Source organism: Pseudomonas sp. BW16M2 (genome assembly GCF_014268865.1).
Taxonomy (GTDB): domain Bacteria; phylum Pseudomonadota; class Gammaproteobacteria; order Pseudomonadales; family Pseudomonadaceae; genus Aquipseudomonas; species Aquipseudomonas peradeniyensis.
Genome location: NZ_JABWRI010000001.1, coordinates 462,501 through 477,164 on the forward strand (window position 1 = coordinate 462,501; position 14,664 = coordinate 477,164).

Consider the following 14,664-nt stretch of genomic DNA (forward strand, 5'->3'; position numbering starts at 1 on the left):
CAAAAGCCCTTCGCCCATTGAATCCTTCGAAAGTGCCCATACAGAGGTTCAAAGGCCCTTGGCCAACCACCTGATGCGGAGGCTCCAATGACGCACCTGCGAGACCTGAAGATTTCCACCCTCGACCTGGTGCCTGTGCGCGCCGATGGCGGCCCGGCGCAGTCGCTGCGCAACTCGCTGGACCTGGCCCGGCACGTCGAGCGCTTCGGCTACAACCGCTTCTGGGTCGCCGAACACCACAACATGGACGGCATCGCCAGTTCGGCCACCTCCGTGCTGATCGGCTACCTGGCCGGCGGCACCTCGACCATCCGCATCGGCTCCGGCGGGGTGATGCTGCCCAACCATGCGCCGCTGGTGATCGCCGAGCAGTTCGGCACCCTGGCCAGCCTGTACCCGGGGCGTATCGACCTGGGCCTGGGGCGCGCTCCGGGCTCCGACCAGATGACCGCCCGCGCCCTGCGCCGTGAACGCTCCGGCAGTGCCGACGACTTCCCCGACGATGTCGAGGAACTGTCGCGTTACCTTGGGCCGCGTACAGATGATCAAAAAGTGATCGCCGTGCCCGGCCATGACACCGAGGTGCCGATGTGGCTGCTCGGTTCCAGCCTGTTCAGCGCCCAGCTGGCCGGCATGCGCGGCATGCCCTACGCCTTCGCCTCGCACTTCGCGCCGCGCTACATGCACGAGGCGATCCGCATCTACCGCGACCATTTCAAGCCGTCCACCACGCTGGACAAGCCCTACGTGATGCTCGGCATCCCGATGGTGGTGGCCGAGACCGACGAAAAGGCCGAGTACCTGGCGACATCGGTGTACCAGCGCATCCTTGCGCTGATCCGTGGCCAGAGCCTGATGCAGCGCCCGCCGGTCGAAAGCATGAATGGGCTGTGGCTGCCCCATGAGCGCGATGCGGTGAGCAGCTTCCTGGGCCTGGCGATGATCGGCAGCCCGCAGAAGGTGCGGGCGAAGGTGGAGGTGCTGCTGGAACAGACCGGGGCGGATGAGCTGATCTTCACCAGCGATCTGTATGAGCATGCCGACCGGATCAGGTCCTATGAGCTGATGGCGCAGGCCCTGAAGGCCGATTAAGGCCATCGCGGGGCAAGCCCGTTCTCACAGGATACGTTCCGTGGGAGCGGGCTTGCCCCGCGATAGGGCCAGTCAACCGCGGCGGTAGACAATCTCCTTGGTCCCGCCCTCGCAGGTGCCGACCACCTTGCCCGCTGGATCGCCCTTGTTGACGATCTCCAGCGTATAGCCCTTCACACCCTTGGCATCCAGCTTCGCCGCAATCTCCGCCTTGAGCTCCTCGCACGGCTTGCCCGCCGCCAGCGCGCCACCGGCCAACGCCATCAGCCCCACGGCCAGAATCAACTTCTTCATCGATCGCTTTCCTTGTACAGATCAAAGACGAAAAGGGCGCGAAGCTCGCGCCCTGCAACCTTATTACCCGATCAGGCCGGGCAAGCCTAGCCCAGCTTCGTTTCAGCTGTTGGCGATGCGGAAGCCCACTTTCAGCGTCACCTGGAAGTGCGCGGCCTTGTTGTCGCGGATATGTCCGCGGGTATCGACCACCTCGAACCATTCCAGGTGCTTGATGCTCTTGCCGGCCTCAGCCAGGGCATTGTTGATCGCTTCTTCGATGCTGGTGGGGGAGGATCCGACCAGCTCGATCTTCTTGTAGGTGTGATGATCCGACATGAGTGCTCTCCTTGGTTGGGTAGTCCGTTGAGCCTAGCAGCGCAAGCCCGGTTTACCTGCGAGCGATCGCCGCAGGAGAAAGTTCGACTGCACTTTCCCACCGCCGCGCAGTCGCACTTCTTACAGCCCATACCGCGAAGGAGAGTCAACATGCCACGCAATTCCCTGCGCCAAGCCTCCCTGGAAAGCATGGAAGCCGAGATCGAGAGCCTGCTCAAGACGCTGGAGCACCTCAAGCACGATGCCTCGGAGGAGTCGCACAAGACCATGAAGGCGCTGCGCGGCAATGCCGAGAACGCCCTCAGGCATTCGCGCAGTCTGCTCGGTGACGCCTACGAGGAAGTGAAGACCCGCACTCGCCAGACTGGTGTCGCCACCCGCGACTATGCCCAGGAACACCCTTGGACCACCGCGGGCGTGGCAGTCGGCGCCCTCGGCCTGCTGGCTGCCTACCTGATGTGCCGGCGTAACTAACCGACCTGCTGCTGCAGCTCTCGGCGCAGCCATTGCGCCAGCTGCTCGGCGCGCCCATCCGCGGCGCGCCGGGGCACCCACAGGGCCAACGCGGCGCGGGTCGGGGAGAAGCCCCATGGCGCAGCCAGCCGCCCGGCCTCCAGGTCGTCCGCCACCAGCGGCTGTGGCGCGATGGCCACGCCAAGGCCGGCCACCGCCGCCTCCAGCAGGTAGTACAAATGCTCGAATGCCTGGCCGTAACTCAGCGCGCCGGACTCGATGCCATGCTGCTGCGCCCAGGTCGGCCAGGCCTGTGGCCGCGAGGTCGTGTGCAACACCGCCTCTCGTTGCAAAGCCACGGCTGGCGCGGCTTTCAAACGATCGAAGCCTTCGAAGTGCGGGCTCATCACCGGACCGATCCGCTCTTGGGCGAGCACATGCACCTGCATGTCTGCCGGCCAAGGCGGTTCGGCATAGACCAGCAGGGCATCCAGCCCCGGGCGGCGGGGATCGAGATCGCCTTCGCCAGCGGACAAGTGCAGGCGCAGTTCCGGCAGGTCGGCCTTCAAGCGCCCCAGGCGCGGGATGAACCAGCGCGCCAGCAGGCTGCCGGAACAGCCGAGCACGAAGGGCGCTTCGTCGGCATCGCGGGAAAGCTCGGCGCAGACACTGCGCAAGCGGTCGAACGCCTCGAAGCTGGCATCACGCAGGCGCACCCCGGCATCTGTGAGTTTGACGCCACGCCCGTCCTTCGCGAACAGGGCCACGCCCAGATGCTCCTCGAGCACCTTGATCTGTCGGCTGACGGCGCCATGGGTAACGTGAAGTGCCTCGGCAGCCTGGCTGACACTGTTCAACCGGGCGGTCGCCTCGAAGGCCCGCAGGGCGTTGAGGGGGGGAAGGTCCTGGGCCATTTTACTTGTGAGTTTTCCTGACAGGTTTGCGCAATCTTATCGGTTTTCAGCCGGCCGCGTCGTGGTTAGAGTAAAGCCCATCACTCATCCATTACGCCCTGGAGCGCCCCATGACCCAGACCCAATACCGCGCCGGCCCCGATGCCAACGGCCTGTTCGGCTCGTTCGGCGGCCGCTACGTGGCCGAAACCCTGATGCCCCTGGTGCTGGACCTGGCCCGTGAATACGAAGCCGCCAAGGCCGACCCCAAGTTCCTCGAAGAACTGGCCTACTTCCAGCGCGACTACATCGGCCGCCCCAACCCGCTGTACTTCGCCGAGCGCCTGACCGAGCACTGCGGCGGCGCGAAGATTTTCTTCAAGCGTGAAGAGCTCAACCACACCGGCGCGCACAAGGTGAACAACTGCATCGGCCAGGTGCTGCTGGCCAAGCGCATGGGCAAGAAACGTCTGATCGCCGAGACCGGCGCCGGCATGCACGGCGTGGCCACCGCCACCGTCGCCGCGCGCTTCGGCCTGCCTTGCGTGATCTACATGGGCGCCACCGACATCGAGCGCCAACAGGCCAACGTGTTCCGCATGAAGCTGCTGGGCGCCGAGATCGTCCCGGTGACCGCCGGCACCGGCACCCTCAAGGACGCCATGAACGAGGCCCTGCGCGACTGGGTCACCAACGTCGAGGACACCTTCTACCTGATCGGCACCGTGGCAGGCCCGCACCCGTACCCGGCGATGGTCCGCGACTTCCAGTCGATCATCGGCAAGGAAACCCGTGCCCAGCTGCAGGAGAAGGAAGGGCGCCTGCCCGACAGCCTGATCGCCTGTGTCGGCGGCGGCTCCAACGCCATGGGCCTGTTCCACGACTTCCTCGATGATGCCAGCGTACAGATCATCGGCGTCGAAGCCGGCGGCCACGGCGTGCACACCGACAAGCACGCGGCCAGCCTCAACGGCGGCGTACCGGGCGTGCTGCACGGCAACCGCACCTACCTGCTGCAGGACGACGACGGCCAGATCACCGACGCCCACTCGATCTCAGCAGGCCTGGACTACCCCGGCATCGGCCCGGAGCACGCCTACCTGCACGAAGTGAAGCGCGTAGAGTACGTCAGTATCACCGACGACGAGGCCCTGGACGCCTTCCACGCCACCTGCCGCCTGGAGGGCATCATCCCGGCGCTGGAAAGCTCCCACGCCCTGGCCGAGGCGATCAAGCGCGCGCCGAAACTGCCCAAGGACCACCTGATGGTGATCTGCCTGTCCGGTCGCGGCGACAAGGACATGCAAACCGTGATGAACCACATGGCCGCCCAGGAGAAACAGGCATGAGCCGTCTCGAACAACGCTTCGCCGAACTCAAGGCCGAAGGCCGTTCCGCCCTGGTCACCTTCGTCACCGCCGGCGATCCGGGCTACGATGCCTCGCTGGAGATCCTCAAGGGCCTGCCGGCCGCCGGTGCCGACGTGATCGAGCTGGGCATGCCGTTCACCGACCCGATGGCCGACGGCGTGGCCATCCAGCTCGCCACCCTGCGCGCCCTGGAAGCCGGTCAGACCCTGGCCAAGACCCTGCAGATGGTTCGCGAATTCCGTGTGGATAACCAGACCACGCCGATCGTGCTGATGGGGTACTACAACCCGATCCACCGCTTCGGTGTGGCGCAGTTCGTCGCCGAGGCGAAGGAAGCCGGCGTCGATGGCCTGATCATCGTCGACCTGCCACCGGAACACGACGCCGAGCTGGCCACCCCGGCCCAGGCCGCGGGCATCGACTTCATCCGCCTGACCACCCCGACCACCGACGATGCGCGCCTGCCGCGCGTGCTGGAGCGCAGCTCCGGGTTCGTCTACTACGTGTCGGTGGCGGGTGTGACTGGTGCGGGTTCGGCGACCACCGAGCATGTGACCGAGGCCATTGCGCGCCTGCGTCGGCATACCGATCTGCCGATCAGCGTTGGCTTTGGTATCCGCACGCCTGAACAGGCCGCCGCCATTGCCCGTCTGGCTGATGGCGTGGTGGTCGGTTCGGCGCTGGTCGACAAGATCGCCCAGGCCAAGGATGCCGGCCAGGCGGTGAAGGATGTGCTGAGCCTGTGCTCGGCGCTGGCCGAAGGCGTGCGCGCTGCCCGCAACTGATCCGCGCAGCAGGTGTATTTGTGGGAGCGGGCTTGCCCCGCGATAACGATGGTGGACTCACCGCCGCTGTCGCGGGCCAAGCCCGCTCCCACGTTGCATCAAGCACCAAATATCGACAGATCCAACGGCCTGATCGCCCCCATCCAGATCGCATGATCGCGATGATCCGCCAGCTCATCGCCAGTTTCCGGGTGCAGGAACACCACCAGCCCCTTGCGATACAGCGCCAGCCACGGCAATACCACACCCACCACCTCCGGCCCGAAGGCCAGCTGACAGCTCCAGTCCGGGTGCGGCCCGACCGGTTTCTGATGCATGCGTCCCATGGTCACGGGAAACAGCCGCGTTGCTTCCTCGCACAGCTCACGGGCCTGTTCCATGGTCGATGCGTCGTAGTACACGTGGGCGTGATAGCCCTTGATCCTTTGCACGATGGCTCCTGATTACAGTAATACGAACATCTTGAAGTCTACGCCATCCCTGTAGGAGCGGCCTTCTCCAGCCAATCCACGAACCGCTGGATCAGCGCCCCGCGCCGTTTGCGCGGCGGCAGCACCACGTAATACCCGCGCTCCGACCGCAAACTGCCTTCCATAGGCCGACACAACAACCCTTGCTCGACCAGCCCATCAACCAGGTGCGCCCAGCCAATCGCCACCCCTTGCCCGGCAATCGCGGCCTGGATCAGCAGCGTGTAGTTATCAAACCGCAGCTGCCCTGACGGAGGGGGACTGTCCACACCAAGACCACGAAATACCCCCGCCCAATCGAACCAGCGACTGGCCTGCTCACCCTTCAAATGAAGCAAAGGCAATCGTTGCAAAGCCACGGCTGACAAGGGTTTGCCATGAGTCAGCCGTGGGCTGCAGACTGGGAAGACCTCCTCGTCGAACAACCAGCGACTCTCGCCCTGATGGAAGCGCCCATCGCCAAACAGCACCGCCACATCGATGTCCGGGCGCAGCATCCCCTGGCTGCGCTCGCCGGTCACCAGGCTTACATCCACCTGTGGATAAGCCTCGTGGAAACGCTGCAGACGCGGCATCAACCAGAACGCGGCAAACGCGAAGTCAGTGGCCACCTGCAACACCTCGCGCTGACCACGCCCGCTGGCCAAGGCAACACCATCGTCCATGGCCTGCAACCCTTGATGCACCTGTTCGAACAGCAGCTGGCCCGCTTCGGTCAGCTCGATACCCCGGTAGATACGGTCGAACAACCGCGTTCCCAACTGCGCCTCCAGGCGCTTCACCTGCTGGCTCACCGCCGGCTGCGTGGTGCCCAGCTCCACGGCGGCAGCGGTAAAACCGCGCAGACGTGCGGCGGCCTCGAACACGCGCAAGGCATCGAGGGACAGGTCGGCAAGGTGCTCAAACATAAGCTTGGCTAATCCCAGTCATTGCCCGGCATGGGCTTTACCCACGTTATCCACAGCACCATGCTGGATTGCAAGCGTTCACCATAACTCTCGACGATGGAAGGGCACCATGAAGCAACCCAACATCCTGTTCATCATGGCCGACCAGATGGCCGCGCCGCTGTTGCCGATCTACACCCCATCGCCGATCAGGATGTCCAACCTGGCGCGCCTCGCCGAGCAGGCCGTGGTGTTCGACTCCGCCTACTGCAACAGCCCGCTGTGCGCCCCCTCGCGCTTCACCCTGGTCAGCGGCCAGTTGCCCAGCCGCATCGGCGCCTACGACAACGCCGCCGACTTCCCCGCCGACATTCCGACTTACGCCCACTACCTGCGCCGCCTCGGCTACCGCACCGCGCTGTCGGGCAAGATGCACTTCTGCGGCCCGGACCAGCTGCACGGCTACGAAGAACGCCTGACCAGCGACATCTACCCGGCCGACTACGGCTGGGCGGTGAACTGGGACGCGCCTGACCAGCGCCCGAGCTGGTACCACAACATGTCCTCGGTGCTGCAGGCCGGGCCGTGCGTGCGCACCAACCAGCTGGATTTCGATGAAGAGGTGGTGTTCAAGGCACGCCAGTACCTCTACGACCATGTGCGCGAAGACGATGGCCGGCCTTTCTGCCTGACCGTGTCGATGACCCACCCCCACGACCCGTACACCATCCCCAAACGCTACTGGGATCTCTACGAGGCTGTGGATATCCCGCAGCCCCGCGACATGATCGCCCAGAGCCAGCAAGACCCGCACTCGCAACGCCTGCTCAAGGTCTACGACCTGTGGGACAAGCCGCTACCCGTGGACAAGATCCGCGATGCCCGCCGCGCCTACTTCGGTGCCTGCAGCTACATCGACGACAATATCGGCCTGCTTGTGCAGACGCTGGAAGACTGCGGCCTGGCCGACGACACCCTGATCGTCTTCTCCGGCGACCATGGCGACATGCTTGGCGAGCGCGGGCTCTGGTACAAGATGCACTGGTTCGAGATGTCGGCGCGGGTACCGCTGCTGATCCACGCACCCAAGCACTTCAAACCTGCGCGCATCAGCGCCAGCGTTTCCACCTGCGACCTGCTGCCGACGCTTGTCGAACTGGCCGGCGGCGCTGTGGATAAAGACCTGCACCTGGACGGCCGCTCACTGCTCGGCCACCTGCAAGGGCAGGGCGGTCATGACGAGGTGATCGGCGAATACATGGCCGAAGGTACCGTCGGCCCGCTGATGATGATCCGCCGTGGCGCCTACAAGTTCGTGTACAGCGAGGACGACCCCTGTTTACTCTACGACCTGAGCCGCGACCCGCACGAGCGGGAGAACCTCACCGGCAGCCCCGACCACCAGGCGCTGCTGCAGGCATTTGTCGATGAAGCGAAACTGCGCTGGGATATCCCCAGCCTGCGCCAGCAGGTGCTGGCCAGCCAGCGCCGCCGCCGCCTGGTGGCCGAAGCGCTGTCCATCGGCACGCTGAAAAGCTGGGACCACCAACCCCTGGTGGACGCCAGCCAACAGTACATGCGCAACCACATCGATCTCGACGACCTCGAGCGCAAGGCACGTTATCCACAGCCCGCACCCCTGGATTGAGAAGAGAGGCCGCCATGCAGAAGTTCTCCACCGCCGTGCTCGCCCTGGCCCTGAGCCTGGGCACGGCCCACGCCGCCGACGGCGACGCGCAATGCAGCACCGTGAAACTGGCCGACCCTGGCTGGAGCGATATCGCCAGCACCAATGCCGTGGCCCGCCTGCTCCTGGAAAGCCTGGGCTACCAGGTGAAGATCGACAGCCTGGCCGTGCCGATCATCTACGGCGGCCTGAAGGATGGCCGGGTGGATGCCTTCCTCGGCAACTGGATGCCGGCGCAGCAGGGCTTTCATGACAAGTTCATCGCCAATGGCGACGTGCAACAGCTGGCGCGCAACCTGGAGGGCACCGAATTCACCCTGGCGGTACCCGATTATGTCTGGGAGGCCGGCGTGAAGGACTTCGCCGACCTGCACAAGTACGCCGACAGGTTCGACAAGAAGCTCTACGGCATCGGCTCCGGCGCACCGGCCAATCTGTCGCTGAAGGAGATCATCGACAAGAACGACTTCGCGCTTGGGCAGTGGAAGCTGGTCGAGTCCAGCGAACAGGCGATGCTGGCCCAGGTGGATCGGGCGGTGAAGAAGCAGCAGTTCATCACCTTCCTGGGCTGGACTCCGCACCCGATGAACGTGAAGTTGAAGATGCATTACCTCACGGGGGGCGAAAAATGGTTTGGCAGCAAAGGCGATGTGTACACGCTGACCCGCAAGGGATATCCACAGGCGTGCCCGAATGCGGCGAAGCTGCTGGGCAACCTGACGTTCACGCTGGACATGGAGAACAGCATCATGGCCGAGGTTGTGGATAAGAAGGTGAGCTTCGATGAAGCGGCCAGGGGGTGGGTGAAGGCTCATCCACAGGTGCTGGATGCCTGGCTTGCAGGGGTGACCACCAAAGCTGGTGGGGATGCAGCAGAAACGGTCAAAGCCAAACTCTGATTTTTGTCTGTTAGGCTGCTGGGGCCGCTTTGCGGCCCTTTCCGGCCGGTCCGACGCCTCGGCAAGGCCGCTCCTACAGGAGTTCGCGCTTTTCTGTAGGAGCGGCCTTGTGTCGCGAAACGAGGGCAACGCCCTCGCCTGCGATACTGAACAGGAATGACGCATGCCTCGTCTCCACCACCTGCTGCCCTTCCTCACCTGGCTCCCCCGCCAGTCAGGCCGCAGCCTGCGCCAGGACCTGCTGGTGGGCCTGAGCGGCGCCATCCTCGCCCTGCCGCAATCGATCGCCTACGCCCTGATCGCCGGCCTGCCCGCCGAGTACGGCCTGTACGCCGCCATCGTGCCGGTGCTGGTGGCCTGCCTGTGGGGCTCGTCCTGGCACCTGATCTGCGGCCCCACCGCCGCCATTTCCATCGTCCTCTATACCAGCATCAGCCCGCTGGCCGTGGTCGGCAGCGACGACTACGTGACCTTGGTGCTGCTGCTGACCTTCCTCGGCGGCATCTTCCAACTCTTGCTCGGGCTGCTGCGCTTCGGCGCGCTGGTCAACTTCGTCTCCCATTCGGTGGTGCTGGGCTTCACCCTCGGCGCCGCCGTCGTCATCGCCCTGGGGCAGTTGCCCAACCTGCTGGGCCTGGATCTGCCGAGCCAGGCCACGGCTCTGAAGACCGTGCAGGAATTGGCCGGCCATGCTGGCGAGGTGGACATTCCATCGCTGGTACTCGGACTGAGCACCCTGGCGATTGGCGTGGTGTTGAAGCTGTGGCGCCCACGCTGGCCTGGCCTGTTGATAAGTCTGCTGCTGGTGAGCCTGGCGGCCTGGCTGTTGCCCGGCGTGTTCGGCCATGTGCCGCGCGTGCCCGCTTTCGTCGGGCAGTTGCCACCGCTCAGCCCACTGCCGTTACTCGATGTGGAACTGATCCTGCGCCTGCTGCCCAGTGCCGTGGCTGTCGGCATGCTTGGGCTGGTCACCAGCCTGTCCATCGCCCGTTCCCTGTCCGCACGCTCCGAGCAACTGATCGACGCCAACCAGGAGATTCGCGCCCAGGGCTTGTCGAACATCATCGGGGCGTTCTTCTCCGGCTACCTGTCCTCCGGCTCCTTTACCCGCTCCGGGCTCAGCTACGACGCAGGCGCCTGCTCGCCGTTGGCCGGGGTGTTCTCGGCGCTGTGGGTGGCGCTGTTCGCGGTGGCGGGGGCCGGGCTGATCGCCCATCTGCCGATCCCGGCAATGGCGGGCAGCATCCTGCTGATCTGCTGGGGGCTAGTGGACCATCGCGGCATCCGCGCGCTGTTCCGGGTCAGCCGTTCGGAGTTCCTGGTCATGGCGCTGACCGCCGCCGCGACCCTGCTGCTGGAGCTGCAGACGGCGATCTACGCCGGGGTGCTGGCATCGCTGTTCTTCTACCTCAAGCGCACCTCGAGGCCGCGAGTACAGCAGAGCCGGGAAGGGGAGGCGGACGTGTTGCGGGTGGGCGGGTCGATCTTCTTCGGCGCGGCGCATTACCTGCAGCTGCGCTTGCAGCGCTGCGAGGGGCCGAATGTGGTGATCGATGCACGGCAGGTGAACTTCATCGACTATTCGGGTGTGGATATGTTGCACCGCGAGGCGCGGCGGTTGCTACGCCTTGGCGGCAGCCTGACGCTGCACCGGGCACGACCGCAGGTAGTCGAGGAGTTACAGAAGCTGGAGGGAGTGGAGCAGTGTCCGATCCGGTTCGATGATTGACCTTCCAGATCCTGGGGCTGCTTTGCAGCCCCAGCAATCTCAGCTACGAGCGAGTTGTCGGCGCAGTTCATCCAAGACCGGCCCAGTCTCCGGCCGCACCCCACGCCAGATGAAGAACGCCTCCGCCGCCTGCTCGGCCAGCATCCCCAGCCCATCCAGCACCTTGGCCGCCCCCAGCTTGCTGGCCCACTGGCAGAACGGCGTCGGTTCCTTGCCATACATCATGTCGTAGCAGACAGTGCTGCCGGCCTCGACCAGGCTGTTGGCAATCGGCGGCAGCTCACCGGACAGGCTCGCAGAAGTAGCGTTGATGATCACGTCCACCGGCTCCTGCAACCAACTGAAACCACTGGCCACCACCGGCCCAAGTTCATCGAACTCCCGCGCCAGCTGCTCGGCTTTCTCGACGGTGCGGTTGGCGATCACCAGCGACTGTGGCTTGTGTGCCAGGATCGGCTCCAGCACACCGCGAACCGCACCGCCGGCGCCAAGGATAAGGATACGCTTGCCAGCCAAGACCACCCCGGCGTTCACCGTCAGGTCCCGCACCAGCCCGGCGCCGTCGGTGTTGTCGCCTTGCAAGGTACCGTCGGCCAGCTTGGTCAGGGTGTTCACCGCGCCAGCACGCTGGGCGCGCGGGGTGAGGCTGTCGCACAGGCGATAGGCCTCTTCCTTGAACGGCACGGTGACGTTGGCGCCGCTGCCTTGCTTGAAGAAGCCTGTGGCGCAGTCGCTGAACTCGTCCAGAGGCGCCAGCAGGGTGGCGTACTCCAGGTCCTGGCCGGTCTGGTCGGCGAACAGGCGGTGGATCAGCGGCGACTTGCTGTGGCCAATGGGGTTGCCGAATACGACGTACTGGTCCATGGGAGCTCCTCGGTTATCCACAGGCTTACTGGGCGAGCCAGTCGCGGTCCTGCAGGAAGTAGTCGGTCAGGCGCGCTTCCTCGCTGCCAGGCTCCGCTTTCCAATCGTAGCCCCAGCGTACCTGCGGCGGCAGCGACATCAGGATCGACTCGGTGCGACCACCGGACTGCAAACCGAACAGCGTGCCACGGTCGTAGACCAGGTTGAACTCGACGTAGCGGCCACGGCGGTATTCCTGGAATTCACGTTGCTTGGCAGTGTACGGCGTGTCCTTGCGGCGCTGGATAATCGGCAGGTAGGCGTCGACGTAGGCGTCGCCGATGGCGCGCATGAAGGCAAAGCAGGTGTCGAAGTCCCACTCGTTCAGGTCGTCGAAGAACAGGCCGCCGATGCCGCGCGGTTCGCCACGGTGCTTGAGGTGGAAGTAGCGGTCACACCAGGCCTTGTAGCGCGGGTAGACATCCGCACCGAACGGCGCGCAGGCCTGTTCGGCGACGCGGTGCCAGTGCACGCAGTCTTCCTCGTTGCCGTAGTACGGGGTCAGGTCGAAGCCGCCGCCGAACCACCACACCGCCTCTTCACCCTCTTTTTCAGCGATGAAGAAACGCACGTTGGCGTGGGAAGTTGGTACGTGCGGGTTGTGCGGGTGGATCACCAGCGACACACCCAGGGCCTCGAAGCCACGACCCGCCAGTTCCGGGCGGTGGGCACTGGCCGACGGCGGCAGGCCGGCGCCGAACACGTGGGAGAAATTCACCCCGCCTTTCTCGATCACCTTGCCCTCGCCGATCACCCGCGTGCGACCGCCGCCACCGGCATCGCGCACCCAGGCATCCTCGACGAAGCGGGCGCCGCCGTCTTCGGTTTCGAGGGCAGAGCAGATGCGGTCTTGCAGGTCGAGCAGGTAGGCTTTTACGGCCTCGGTGCGGCTGGTCATCGGGTCACCTGGAAGGAGCGGGAAAATTCGCCGCGTAGCATACCACCGGCCGACGCCGCGTCGCAGTTGACGGCGGTCAAGCAAAGGCGTCCGATAGAAGGCCTTTGCGACCCTCGACGACAGGAGTGTGTGATGGCCAAGCGTATCCAGTTCAGCCAGCATGGCGGCCCGGAAGTCCTGCAACTGGTGGAATTCGACCCGGCACCGCCCGGCCCGCAGCAGGTGCGGGTGCGTAACCATGCAATCGGCTTGAATTTCATCGACACCTATTTCCGCAGCGGGCTGTATGCGCCGCCTGCGCTGCCTTCCGGGCTGGGCACCGAAGCGGCAGGCGTGGTCGAGGCGGTGGGCGAGGGCGTCAGCCGGATCAAGGTCGGCGACCGCGTGGCCTATGCCGGTGGGCCGCTGGGGGCCTACAGCGAGGTGCATACGCTGCCGGAGGCCAACCTGGTGAAGCTGCCGGAGGCGATCAGCTTCGAACAGGCGGCGGCGGTGATGCTCAAGGGGCTGACCACGCAGTATTTGCTCAAGCAGACCTATCCCGTGCAGCCAGGGGACTTCGTGCTGTTCCATGCTGCTGCCGGTGGTGTGGGGTCGCTGGCTTGCCAGTGGGCCAAAGCGTTGGGGGCGAAGCTGATCGGCACTGTCAGCTCGGCTGAGAAAGCCGAGCGGGCCAAGGCGCTCGGGGCCTGGGCGACCATCGACTACAGCCATGAAGACGTAGCCAAGCGCGTGCTGGAGCTGACCGACGGTCAAAAGTGCGCGGTGGTGTATGACGGCGTGGGCGCCGATACCTGGCTGACGTCGCTGGATTGCCTGCAGCCGCGGGGGTTGATGGTGAGCTTCGGCAATGCCTCCGGCGCGGTAACCGGGGTCAACTTGGGGATCCTGTCGCAGAAGGGGTCGTTGTATGTCACCCGGCCGACGCTGGGGAGCTACGCCAACAATGCCGAGAACACCCAGGCCATGGCCGATGATCTGTTCGCGATGATCGCCAGTGGCAAGCTGGTTGTGGATATCCAGCAGCGGTATCCGTTGGGTGAGGCGGCCAAGGCGCAGGCGGAGTTGTCGGCGCGGCGGACCGTTGGCTCGACTGTGCTTCTGCCTTGATGGCTCTATCGCGGGGCAAGCCCGCTCCCACGCCATATCAGAGACCCGCGTGGGAGTGGGCTTGCCCAGCGATGCGATTTCTCAGTCGTAGTGGAACCGACATTGAAGTACAGTCAACTGGCCACCTTCATAGAAGTAGACCAGACGGTGCTCTCGGGTGATGCGACGAGACCAGAACCCGGAAAGATCGCCCTTGAGCGGCTCAGGTTTACCAGTCCCTTTGAAGGGTGTACGGCAGCACTCGCGGATCAGCACATTGACCGTCTCGAAGATCGCCGAATCAGCTTCCCGCCAGTGGTGATAGTCTTCCCATCCCTCGGCAGTGAACGCAACGCTCACGGAATTCCGAGCCTCAGTCTTGTTGCGTTGCTTTGACTTCATGTTCATCGATGATCAGCTCTTGAGTAACTGGCTGACCCGACCGCAGCTGCTCGACTGATGAACGCAAGCGCCTTGCGTTGGCAGAAGACCCTAGCAAGTAAAGGGTCTCCTGCATGCCGTTGTAATCCTCCAGGGACAGCATGACCACCGGCTCGCCACGTTGGCGCGTGATGATCGCCGGCTCGTGGTCGCGGCATACGTCATCCATCGTTTGCTTCAGGTCGGCGCGAGCTTGGCTAAAAGTCAGTACATGCATTTGTCCAATCCTTCCCGGATTACAAAGGAGAGCTGAGCGAACATTGTACAAAGCTGGGTACAAATCTCAACGACCCGCCGTCGGCGTCTTCATCACTCGGGATGGAGTGCTGCGCAAAGCAAAGGGAGATTACCGGCCCAAACCTTCAGCGGGAACGTGATTGGATCGGTGTGACACGTAGGGTATTTCCCAGTTTCTATTTCATCGCGGGGCAAGTCCTCTCCCATGCCATGACCAGA

The 14,664-nt window shown here is 64.5% G+C and carries 17 protein-coding genes; 8 read left to right on the forward strand and 9 right to left on the reverse strand.

The window, feature by feature from the left end; all coding sequences use genetic code 11:
- Window positions 1-87: 87 nt before the first annotated feature.
- A complete protein-coding gene (locus HU735_RS02080) occupies window positions 88-1,092 on the forward strand; it encodes an LLM class flavin-dependent oxidoreductase (RefSeq protein ID WP_186712218.1) in 1,005 nt (334 codons plus the stop codon).
- Window positions 1,093-1,164: 72 nt separating this feature from the next.
- Here HU735_RS02080 and HU735_RS02085 read toward each other — a convergent pair whose 3' ends face one another.
- Window positions 1,165-1,386, reverse strand: coding sequence for a DUF1161 domain-containing protein (locus HU735_RS02085; protein WP_110736077.1), 222 nt, complete (start codon window positions 1,384-1,386; stop codon window positions 1,165-1,167).
- Window positions 1,387-1,488: 102 nt separating this feature from the next.
- The gene (locus tag HU735_RS02090) at window positions 1,489-1,704 is read right to left on the reverse strand and encodes a dodecin (protein WP_011531496.1); all 216 of its coding nucleotides are present in this window, start codon (window positions 1,702-1,704) and stop codon (window positions 1,489-1,491) included.
- Window positions 1,705-1,854: 150 nt separating this feature from the next.
- Between HU735_RS02090 and HU735_RS02095 the strand changes: the two genes are divergently transcribed.
- Window positions 1,855-2,178, forward strand: coding sequence for a DUF883 family protein (locus HU735_RS02095; protein WP_186712219.1), 324 nt, complete (start codon window positions 1,855-1,857; stop codon window positions 2,176-2,178).
- Here the strand turns inward: HU735_RS02095 and HU735_RS02100 are convergent.
- Complete coding sequence (locus tag HU735_RS02100; RefSeq protein WP_186712220.1) at window positions 2,175-3,071, reverse strand: LysR family transcriptional regulator; 897 nt, start codon at window positions 3,069-3,071, stop codon at window positions 2,175-2,177. The two genes, HU735_RS02095 and HU735_RS02100, sit on opposite strands and share 4 nt — an antisense overlap.
- Window positions 3,072-3,181: 110 nt before the next feature.
- Between HU735_RS02100 and trpB the strand changes: the two genes are divergently transcribed.
- Both trpB and trpA read left to right on the forward strand, forming a co-directional pair.
- Window positions 3,182-4,399 (forward strand): tryptophan synthase subunit beta, encoded by a 1,218-nt coding sequence (trpB, locus tag HU735_RS02105; RefSeq protein ID WP_011531493.1) that lies wholly within the window; start codon window positions 3,182-3,184, stop codon window positions 4,397-4,399.
- Complete coding sequence (gene trpA, locus HU735_RS02110) at window positions 4,396-5,205, forward strand: tryptophan synthase subunit alpha (protein WP_186712221.1); 810 nt, start codon at window positions 4,396-4,398, stop codon at window positions 5,203-5,205. The genes trpB and trpA overlap by 4 nt, the downstream gene beginning before the upstream one ends.
- Window positions 5,206-5,303: 98 nt before the next feature.
- Here trpA and HU735_RS02115 read toward each other — a convergent pair whose 3' ends face one another.
- A complete protein-coding gene (locus tag HU735_RS02115; protein WP_028688720.1) occupies window positions 5,304-5,636 on the reverse strand; it encodes a DOPA 4,5-dioxygenase family protein in 333 nt (110 codons plus the stop codon).
- A gap of 38 nt (window positions 5,637-5,674) precedes the next feature.
- Window positions 5,675-6,583: a LysR family transcriptional regulator gene (locus HU735_RS02120; protein WP_186712222.1), complete on the reverse strand. Its 909-nt coding sequence runs from the start codon at window positions 6,581-6,583 to the stop codon at window positions 5,675-5,677.
- A gap of 109 nt (window positions 6,584-6,692) precedes the next feature.
- Here HU735_RS02120 and betC point away from each other — a divergent pair, with 109 nt between their 5' ends.
- The 3 genes from betC (at window position 6,693) to HU735_RS02135 (ending at window position 10,877) form a co-directional block, all read left to right on the forward strand.
- Window positions 6,693-8,210 carry a choline-sulfatase gene (betC, locus tag HU735_RS02125; RefSeq protein WP_186712223.1) on the forward strand — a complete coding sequence of 506 codons (1,518 nt, stop codon included), beginning with the start codon at window positions 6,693-6,695 and terminating at the stop codon, window positions 8,208-8,210.
- Window positions 8,211-8,224: 14 nt separating this feature from the next.
- Window positions 8,225-9,148, forward strand: a complete 924-nt coding sequence (gene choX / locus HU735_RS02130; RefSeq protein WP_186712224.1) for a choline ABC transporter substrate-binding protein — start codon at window positions 8,225-8,227, stop codon at window positions 9,146-9,148.
- A gap of 163 nt (window positions 9,149-9,311) precedes the next feature.
- Window positions 9,312-10,877: a SulP family inorganic anion transporter gene (locus HU735_RS02135; RefSeq protein WP_186712225.1), complete on the forward strand. Its 1,566-nt coding sequence runs from the start codon at window positions 9,312-9,314 to the stop codon at window positions 10,875-10,877.
- Window positions 10,878-10,916: 39 nt separating this feature from the next.
- On the opposite strand, the gene aroE is transcribed toward HU735_RS02135, so the two are convergent.
- The gene (aroE, locus tag HU735_RS02140; RefSeq protein ID WP_186712226.1) at window positions 10,917-11,741 is read right to left on the reverse strand and encodes a shikimate dehydrogenase; all 825 of its coding nucleotides are present in this window, start codon (window positions 11,739-11,741) and stop codon (window positions 10,917-10,919) included.
- 25 nt (window positions 11,742-11,766) lie between these two features.
- Window positions 11,767-12,678: an oxygen-dependent coproporphyrinogen oxidase gene (hemF, locus tag HU735_RS02145; RefSeq protein WP_011531485.1), complete on the reverse strand. Its 912-nt coding sequence runs from the start codon at window positions 12,676-12,678 to the stop codon at window positions 11,767-11,769.
- A gap of 132 nt (window positions 12,679-12,810) precedes the next feature.
- Here hemF and HU735_RS02150 point away from each other — a divergent pair, with 132 nt between their 5' ends.
- Complete coding sequence (locus HU735_RS02150) at window positions 12,811-13,788, forward strand: NADPH:quinone reductase (RefSeq protein WP_186712227.1); 978 nt, start codon at window positions 12,811-12,813, stop codon at window positions 13,786-13,788.
- A gap of 81 nt (window positions 13,789-13,869) precedes the next feature.
- Here the strand turns inward: HU735_RS02150 and HU735_RS02155 are convergent, their stop codons facing one another.
- A complete protein-coding gene (locus HU735_RS02155; RefSeq protein ID WP_082337593.1) occupies window positions 13,870-14,175 on the reverse strand; it encodes a Txe/YoeB family addiction module toxin in 306 nt (101 codons plus the stop codon).
- Window positions 14,141-14,425 carry a type II toxin-antitoxin system prevent-host-death family antitoxin gene (locus HU735_RS02160; protein ID WP_046853585.1) on the reverse strand — a complete coding sequence of 95 codons (285 nt, stop codon included), beginning with the start codon at window positions 14,423-14,425 and terminating at the stop codon, window positions 14,141-14,143. Before HU735_RS02160 ends, HU735_RS02155 begins: the two co-directional genes overlap by 35 nt.
- Between the last annotated feature and the right edge of the window lie 239 nt (window positions 14,426-14,664).